Annotated in this window: 2 protein-coding genes and 4 pseudogenes; 2 read left to right on the top strand and 4 right to left on the bottom strand. The window is 42.2% G+C overall.

The window, feature by feature from the left end:
- Positions 1-208 precede the first annotated feature (208 nt).
- The 4 genes and pseudogenes from FTT98_RS12985 to FTT98_RS12975 all read right to left on the bottom strand — a co-directional run.
- Positions 209-528 (bottom strand): annotated as a pseudogene (locus FTT98_RS12985) (transposase); the annotation flags it as partial.
- 54 nt (positions 529-582) lie between these two features.
- Positions 583-737: pseudogene (locus FTT98_RS18265) on the bottom strand (DDE transposase); the annotation flags it as partial.
- Between the two features lie 125 nt (positions 738-862).
- Positions 863-2,533 carry a ShlB/FhaC/HecB family hemolysin secretion/activation protein gene (locus FTT98_RS12980; protein ID WP_180042228.1) on the bottom strand — a complete coding sequence of 557 codons (1,671 nt, stop codon included), beginning with the start codon at positions 2,531-2,533 and terminating at the stop codon, positions 863-865.
- Positions 2,534-2,535: 2 nt separating this feature from the next.
- Positions 2,536-7,968 (bottom strand): MBG domain-containing protein, encoded by a 5,433-nt coding sequence (locus tag FTT98_RS12975; protein WP_180177442.1) that lies wholly within the window; start codon positions 7,966-7,968, stop codon positions 2,536-2,538.
- A 208-nt stretch (positions 7,969-8,176) separates the two neighbouring features.
- Here FTT98_RS12975 and FTT98_RS12970 point away from each other — a divergent pair.
- Both FTT98_RS12970 and FTT98_RS12965 read left to right on the top strand, forming a co-directional pair.
- Positions 8,177-9,109: pseudogene (locus FTT98_RS12970) on the top strand (IS5 family transposase).
- Between the two features lie 54 nt (positions 9,110-9,163).
- A pseudogene (locus FTT98_RS12965) lies at positions 9,164-9,454 on the top strand (FAD-dependent oxidoreductase); the annotation flags it as partial.
- Positions 9,455-9,604: the final 150 nt, after the last annotated feature.

The raw sequence follows: 9,604 nt of genomic DNA, 5'->3' as shown, positions 1-9,604 counted from the left end.
CTGAAGCAATTGAAACGTCCGGTGCTTTACAAGCCTGAACGATCTGCTGTTTAAATTCAGCACTGTATGTTCTTCGTTTTTTCGCAAGAGATGCGATGGATGTCTGATTATTTGTAGTCATAAATTTTAGTCCCCACTTGTTTCTAAGTGGGGACTAAATTAAGGCTTATAGGATGAATTCAGAAGGTGTGTTCAGCGGACGCTTACTATCAATATGCTTTTGTCGTCTACAGAGGGTGGAGTACGAATATCACTGATATTCGGGGCTGCTCAGCCACAGAGTTTAATCAGGCTTTGAGCAAAGCCAGTGACCATACGTAAAGAAAGACGGAATAGAGATTTGATCATTAAACAGCATTGAATCGCTGTATCGGAATAAGTTTGATTTCGTCCGTGCTTGCCTTGTGGTTGTGCATACCATTGGGTCTTAGGATCAAACCAGATTGAAATATTTCCTCGCTTGATTAAAGCTTGGTTATACGAGGACCAATTGGTTGTACGGTAAGTTTTAGGTGCAGGCTTCTTCATCTGGAAATTATATTGCTAAAGAAGCCCTCAAGAATAGCTTTGTGCAACAAAGCCTCTCTCAGGTAAAATGTAGTTCTTGGCTTTTCCAGTAAACTTTCAAAATGCTTGGGTAAATTACCTGCTGAATCCAATGAAGTGAATCTTAAAATATTCAGAATACTAATGGATGCAATATGAAAGCTGATTCCCAGAGGACTAACTTTTGCCCGTTAAGCCATATAGTCAAATCATTATAAAACCAATACAATGGTGCATAGAAAGAGCTTGTCAATATGAATAGAGCAAATGCATCAGAATTGCACAGTTTAATTGACAAGCTCTACTTTGATCTATTTTAGAACCGCATCATCATACTTAACCAACCTTCTGCATCATGTTTTTTATCTATGCTGGTCGGTGTTGCACCGATCGGAAAACCAACCTTGCTTTGGACTTGGAATCGCTTGTTGTCCGACCAATCCATTCCTAAGCCAGCACTGCTGATTCGCTCTCGATTATCTCCTGTTAAACCAGCCCAACGCTGGGCTTGTTTTTTCACTTCTGCACTGTCTACATAAACCTTCAACATCAAATGATGCTGCGCTGTATTTAACAGACCTTGTCTGAGTTCTGCCACAGCATAATAGCCACTTGAGCCGCTTAAGACGCTGTTTTGATAACCTGCAACGGTATAAGCCCCGCCCATACTGAACTGTTCACTGCTATCCAAATTATCAGGACTATATTGTGCTTGAATGCCTGTATATAACTGCGTTGCAGGGAGACCGAGATTTTGTAATCGTGATAGGTTTAGATGAGCACGATAAAAACTACCCTGTGTTTGTGCAGTCGCTTGATCCGCTTTTTTTGCTGCAGCATTTTGATATTTCACTTGACCAAAGTCGTTTGAGATATTCAATTGATTTAAGCCACCTCCTGCAAAGTTATCATACTGTGCAGCTTGGACGGATAACCGACCGACATGCACATCACGATGGCGATAAACATTGGCAACACCTATATCATCTTCAAGCTGTTTGTAATCATATTGTGCATTCAGTAGCACTTCACTACGATTACTCAAGAGGACTGGTTGATTTAACCAAATACTGGCTTGTTGGGCTTTACCTTCGGCATCGAGGGCTTTGTATTCTTTACCAAGCTCATAAATTAAGTCAGAGTAACTTGCCCCTAGCCGACTCCCCATCCCATTGATTGTTGCTTCATAGCCTACACGCCCATAATGCATTTTGCCTGATGTCATGGCATCTACACTGAGCTTATCACCAAGACCAAAAGGATTATGTACAGCAGCACCTGCATTGAAACGAACTTCTCGGGTATATTCATTGCCGTAATTGTCTAAACCAACATAACCGGTCATTGTTGCGGTAGGTACGATATCTACATTCAGCTGACTCGTCCCTGTGCTTTGTCCTGCACTTAAAATATTACGACTCTGTACACCATCTAAACGATTCAGTAATTTAATTTGTTGTTCAAGTGCTTGTGATGTAATGACTTGACCTGCTTGTAATGGTTGCAATGTGGCATCGATCAATGCATTTCGAGTACGGCTTTGATTGTTATAGCTGATGCCATCATAACGTGCTTCTAATACAGCAATGGTTACCACCCCTTGACTTAAGTTTTGGGCAGGCAAATAAGCACGGCTATAAGGATAACCCTGCTGTTGATAGTACTGTGTAATCTGTATGGCGAGTTGTTGTAGTTCGCCTAAAGTTAGGGTTTTACCTTCGTAATCGACCACCAGTGCATGCAATACTTCTCTGCTTAAGCTTTGATTACCAGTAATTTGAATTTTCTCAACGCGTATCTGCTCATCACTTGCCAAAGCTGGTGGTACAGTTGTCGCTGACTCTAACTCAATCGCTGCTTGGGGCTGATACGGTATCATTTGCTGCTGTTGTAATAACTGCCCAGCATTAGGAACAACATCTGCCCATACACTCAGACTAATACAAGACAACATGCTTGCGAGTACGGTTTTTTGCATGATTTGCATGATTAGTTGCTCCCCAATGTTTGAATATTATCCATGTTGATACCGTTACCTTCTATTTCGATTTCAACAATATCGAAGGCTTTAGGTTTTTGTTGTACAGGCTGCGTACGGATTGCACGCTGGTATGGGTTCGCCCAAGTCGGATAATAGCTCGGCGTGACAGGTGGCTGTTCTGGTTCAGGCTGTGGCACTGGCGGCTTCGGCTGTTCTGGTTCAGGCTGTGGTACTGGTGGCTTCGGCTGTTCTGGTTCAGGCTGCGGCACTGGTGGCTTCGGCTGTTCTGGTTCAGGCTGCGGCACTGGTGGTTTAGGTTCGATAGGGCTTGCCTGAATCTCAAGTACACCATCGACAAAGCGTAGCTCATAGTTACCATCCATTCCTGTGGCTTTGTTGGCATAAGTACCCACTTCTTTGGCTGTCACAGTTGCACGGACATGGGTCAGTACCGATTGATCTTCACCGTTCACCAGGCCTGTCACGCTAAAGCCATTGACTGTTTGGTCTTGTCCGTTATAGACAGTGGTTTTACTATCGGCAATCACGGTTGCTTGGGCTTTACTAATATCAGCAGTATCGGTTGCTGTAGTTGCAGCGAGAACATAGTTCCCTGCATCTGCTCCTGATAAAGTTAAGCCATTCGCTGTAACTGTTTTACCTATTGCTGCATTTTTATCGCTAAATGTCGCTGGATTGCCTGTAATGTTTAAAAAATCACCTGATACACGGTTATCACCATAAATTACTGCCGCTGAACTATTGCCATCATAGGTTTTGTTTTGCGCATTAATCGTTGCTGTTAAAGTCCGTGGGGTAATCGCAAAATCCGCCCCTGTATAGCTGATGTCATAGTTATTTGTGGCAAGTAGGTTTCCTTGATTAATCGCATAATTACCAACATTTTTCCCTACTGTACGCCCCAAAGCACCTGTTAATAAACTATTATCATCAGAGAATTTCCAGCCTGATACAGCATAACCCAATGTCGGGTCAGCATCGCCATAGACTTTATGTTGTCCTGCATCGGCAATAATGGTTAAAGTCGCTGGGGTAATTTCAAATTGCGGCGATGCTGCATCATAGGCAATGGTATAGTTGCCTCCTGCGGCAACTGTGCCTTTATTCATGGTATAAAGACCTACATTTTCACCGCTATCACGCCCCAAAGTACCTGTTAATAAACTATTATCATCAGATAATTTCCAGCCTGATACACCATAACCTAATGTCGGGTCGGTATCACCATAGACTTTATGTTGTCCTGCATCGGCGGTAATGGTTAATGTCGCTGGATTAATGGTTAAAGCTGTTGTATTCGCTGCATTTTGTGCAAAAACATAATTACCATGATTAGCAGTTAATCCACTACCATCTATCGCATAATTTCCAACATTGCTGGTGGTCGTCGCTGTGCTGTTAAAGCCTGCTGTACCTGTGGTGGCAGTTGCCAAATCTTCACCAGTGACAAAACCTGTCACACTACCTGTGAATAATGGATTGATTTCTCCATATTTACGGCTGGCTGCATTGGCAGTATAGGTTAATATTGCTGGGGTAATATTCGCCTTTAAAGTCGGCATCACCAGATTATAATTGCCTGCATCCGCACCAATTAAACCCATCGTCCCATTGAGCGTAACGGTAACATCTTTATTGTTGCCGACATTTTTATCTGCAACTGCACCAGTTCCAGTTCCTGCACCTGTATAAGTAAATACAATGTCATCAGAACCTACTGTTTGACTCCAATTAAGATTCGCAGTACCTGTGACTGTGATTGCAGTTGAGCCATCATACGCTCTATCTTGAGTAGTAAATCCTGTGACATAAACATCTTTCGGGGTAATCTCCAAAGTCCCACGACCACCAATCAAATCATAACCCTGTTGGTTAGAATGTAAACCTATATTATATGTACCAACATTTTTTGAGCTACTTTGTCCTGTAAATAGTTTATTACTATCCAGTCCAGTGGTATTAACACTGCTTAAATCCAGTGTTTGTATTTGCCCATTATAGGTTTTGCTTTGGTCGGCAATTGCACCAACATTGGCTTGGGTTAAGAATGAACGTAATAATGGTGCGGTATCGCCCTCATACATCCGCCAGACGGTATTTTTTCCACCTAAATAGCTATCTGCATCTATAAAGGCAAAGTTTGCTCCATTTTTCATTTGTGCAGTGGTTAAGCCTGTACCGCCTGCACTGCTTGCTTGCCCTGTGGTTTCTTTATTCCAATAGCCGTTGGTGACTGTTCCGCCATTACCACCACCAACCAAACCACCAAAATACGCACTTGAACCTGTCACCATTCCAGTCGCATAGCTGTTTTCAATCACAGCATCGTTACCGCCAGATAAACCACCAACATAAATAATACCAGACACTACTCCTGTGGCATAACTATTTTCGATACGTGCATTCATTTCATTTGCTCCCACAAGCCCGCCAGCAAACCCACTTGTCGTTGTGACTTGAGCATTGGAATAGCTAGACCTAATACTTGATTGATTCATATTCCACCCAACTAAACCACCAACTGACCAATCCCCTTTAACCTGCCCTGTACTAAAAGCATTTTCGGTATTGGTACTATTATCTGCATGACCAATTAAAGTACCAACCCTTTCTTTTCCTTGAATATTAGCATTCAGTAAACCAATATTTTTAATACTGGCATTTCTGGCATAACCAAATAAACCAATATAACTTTGTAATGGACGGTTAATATATAAATTATTTACGGTGTGACTTAATCCATCAAATTTCCCTGTAAATGGTGTTATAGCGTTACCAATCGGATTAAAACCTTGCGTACTCCACATATCACTGGCATTTGTACCCTTGGTTGCAGTCGCATCTATATTATTATTTAGCGTATAGTTTTTAGTTAAATCCACTGCCATGAGTTGGAGCTGATGGGCATTGCTAACATTGGTACTGTATTCACTCCATAAAAATGGTCGGGTTTGTCCCTCGATCATCACCCATTTTTCTACACCACCTTGTTTGGCAACATAGACATTGGTTGTCCCTGCCAATAGCGACCATGTCCCAAGATTGCTATAGCCATTGCGGCTATAACGGTTGGCAACAGTGATGTCTGTCGCAGTGACTGTACCTGTACCATCTCCTACTGCATTGGCTTGACCTGTACTGGTTTTGTCATAGTAGCTATTCTTAATCGTCCCACCAGTCCGACCGACTAGCCCACCTTGCTCAGTTCCTATACTAATACTCACTTGACCTGTTGCATAGCTGTTTTCTACTGTAGAACTATCATTATTACCTAAAAGCCCACCTGCAATATCAACACCTGTCACCTTACCTGTGGCATAGCTATTTAATATCGTAGAATTACCAAAATTATTACCCGATAAGCCACCTGCCTGACTATATATACCTTGTGCCGTGACATCACCTGTGGCATAGCTATTTTCAATACGAGAACTACTTGAGTTCGCACCTGTTAGACCGCCAGCAAAAGACTTTGCTATCACTTGGGCAGTCGCATAACTAGAGTGAATCGTAGCGTTGTTATAATTTCCCCCCACCAAGCCACCGACAACAGAATTTCCTGTAATCGAACCACCCATTATCCCCACATTTTGAATACTTGCAGCATCTGTAGCACCAAATAAGCCAATATTACTCTGTGATGGTCGGTTAATATATAGATTCGAAATGGTATGATTTAAACCATCAAATTTTCCTTTAAATTCATTTCCATAAGTACCTATCGGACTAAAGCCTTGCCCAGCATTCCAGCCCGATGTTGTCGCTGCATTTATATCCGCACCCAATACATAGTTGCCAGTTAAGCCGCCATTAATCCCTTGTAAATCTGTACCTGTGGTCGAGCCTGCTGCACCTAAATCGGTAATCACAGTATAATTTATCGGTGCATTTGCACCTTTTTGGGTACTAAAATTCTGCCCTGCTTTTAGATTTACTTTTGCACCATTATTTAGATAATAGCTGGCGTTGCTATTGCTGGTGGTTTGCCCATATTGTAGGTTTAATTTGCCAGTATTGCCTGTCGCTGTGATATTGGCATTGATATTGATGTCGTTATCCGCACGTAGTGTCAGTGCTGTATTGGCATTCCACGTTACATCGGCATTGACATTGATATTGCCTGCCTGTGTGCCTGCCCCTGCGGTGGTTACGGTAATATTATTACTCGCTAAAGCACTGTTTAATGTACCTACATTGATAATGCTGTCATTTTGGCTTGGGGTGAATGTGTTGCCTGCATTATTATTGCCAGCTTGTGCTTGGTTAGAAATCGTTACATTAAAGGGGTCAATCAACCATTCACCGGTTTTGCCACTATCCGAAAGTGTCGAGACTTTTGTACTGCCTGCAATCTGTACATTAGCAGCAGAGGTTTCGATAAAACCGCCATCTTGTCCATTTTTGCCTTCAGCTTTAAGCGTTCCGCTCACGGTTGTTGTGCCAGTTTGCATATCGCCGAGTAGGATAATTTCCCCTTTGGCGTTTTTGCTTAAACGGTTGGCTTCGATAATCCCTGTATGATTAACCACCGCTTGGCTTAGGCTATTTTTGGCTTGGGCGGTCAGATAAACAGCACCATTATCGGCTTGGATGGCACCGCCATTTTCCACCAAACCCTGTAACGTGCCTAAACCAATCTGATATTCGACTAAACTGCCATCTTGCAGCTGTAAAGTCACTTGATCGGCTGCGGTTAAATGCACCACACCATTATTGGCTTGAATCGTGCCGTGATTTTTGACCGTTGGCGCAATCAACGCCACCACACCGCCACCCGCAATAATCGAACCGTAGTTTTCTACACTGCCTGCATTGCCCTGATTTTCAAGACTGTTTTTTAGGGTGAATTTGCCCTGTGCAATATCGCTGTCGGATAGGTTTAAGGTTGAAGCAACAATTCCACCGACATTGACTTGTGCAGTTTTAGAGAAAATTACCCCATTTGGATTGAGTAAGAATACCTGACCATTGGCATTCAGTTTGCCCATAATCTGGCTGGCGTTGTTGTCCAGTACACGGTTTACCGCAATGGCGGATTGATTTGGCTGGTTAAAATTCACCGTGGCATCTTTACCAATGTTAAAGCTGTTCCAGTTGGTAGAGAGGTTTTGGCTGTTTTGGTTGATATTTAGGCTATTATTATTTTGGCTGATTTGTGCCGAACCTTGCGTTATATTTGCTCCTGTAGGTAATGCAGTATTGGCAACCCCAGCCCATGTTGCATTGGCAACTAAAGCCATACTGAGACTTAGACTACACAATAACCACTGCGGACACGCAGATACGTTTTGGGTTTTGTGTAATGGACGAGATAAATGCGTGCCAACTGTTGTTCCTTTGGCAGCACTTTTGGCATGTTCAGACACCACAACCATCTGCCCTAGTGCTTTGTTCCATACAATTTTATAAATTTTGTTCATCACACATCCCCAAAACTTGTGTTTTTGTAAAGTTATGTGCTATTAGATACACATTACTTGACTTTGCAATACCTGAAATCAAGTATTTTTTAGGAATTACTGTATATAGTTAATATGGTTCCGTTAATTAGACCACTCAATTCAGTTTTATAAGAGCTTTGTTGCACAGACTTATCTGTAAAGGCTTTTTCAGCGATATAATTTTCAAATGAAGAAGCCTACACATAAAATCTACCGCACAACCAATTGGTTCGCATATAACCGAGCACTCATTAATCGCGGAAATATTGCCATTTGGTTCGATCCAGCTACGCAATGGTATGCGCCATCAAAATGCAAACAAGGGCGATATCAAATCTACTCCGACGCAGCCGCCCAATGCTGCTTAATGATTAAATCCTTATTCCGTCTGTCTTTACGTATGGTCACTAGCTTTGTGCAAAGTCTGATTAAACTTTGCGGATTAGATTGGACCGCACCAGATTACAGTACGCTTTGTAGAAGATAAAAGCATATTGATATTGCAATCCGCTTCCAAAAAAGTAGCGATGGGCTGCATCTACTCATAGCCTCTACAGGCTTGAAGTTTCTAGGTGAGGGCGAATGGAAACGCAAGAAACATGGACCTGAATATCGTCGCCAATGGCGTAAACTTCATATTGGTATAGATGCTAAAACCCTACAAATACGAGCAGTTCAGCTTACAACCAATAATGTCAGTGATTCACAGGTGCTTGGTGATTTACTTGATCAGATTCCACAAGATGAGCGGATTGATTCTGTTTATACCGATGGAGCTTATGACACTAAGCAATGCCGTCAGGTCATTGCAGATCGGCAAGCGCATGCGGTGATTCCACCTAGAAAAAATGCGAAACCATGGAAAGATACAAAGAGTAGCTCGCTAGAGCGAAATGAATTACTTCGAACAATTAAACGTTTAGGCAGGACACTATGGAAAAAATGGTCAGGCTATCATCGGCGAAGTTTGGTTGAAACTAAGATGCATTGCATCAAATTATTAGGAGATAAACTCAGTGCAAGGAGTTTTGCTAGCCAAGTGAATGAGATCCATGCACGTGTAGCAGTCCTTAACAGATTTACGGAATTAGGTCGACCACTTACCCAAGTTACGCCTTAAATTTGGCTCAATTAGGGGCGCTTTGCATTTCAAATCTTTGTGCAACAAAGCCGTGTACGTTTAAAATCGACACAGGATGATTCCATTCAGGACGTTGATGTTCAAGGTGTATTCATTGCAATTGGTCATAAACCAAATACCAGTATGTTTGAAGGCCAGCTTGAGTTACGAAATGGCTATATCCAGGTACAAAGCGGTACTGCAGGCAATGCTACAGCCACTTCCGTACCGGGTGTTTTCGCTGCTGGTGATGTTACAGATAGCGTATACCGTCAAGCCATTACTTCGGCTGGTTCAGGCTGTATGGCTGCATTGGATGCTGAAAAGTACCTTGATAATTTGTAGAAGTAATACTCTCATTTTATCTACCCTCTAATATAGAGAGATAGTGCTGCCCATGCCCAATATCAGTTCATCCTGATATTGGGTTTTTATTGGGCACAATGATCAAGATAGATATATACTTTTGATAATAATGAAGTTATGGGAAAGAAA

The organism is Acinetobacter sp. YH12039 (assembly GCF_013420015.1).
Taxonomy (GTDB): Bacteria; Pseudomonadota; Gammaproteobacteria; order Pseudomonadales; family Moraxellaceae; genus Acinetobacter; species Acinetobacter amyesii.
This window is presented reverse-complemented; position numbering and strand designations above follow the sequence as displayed.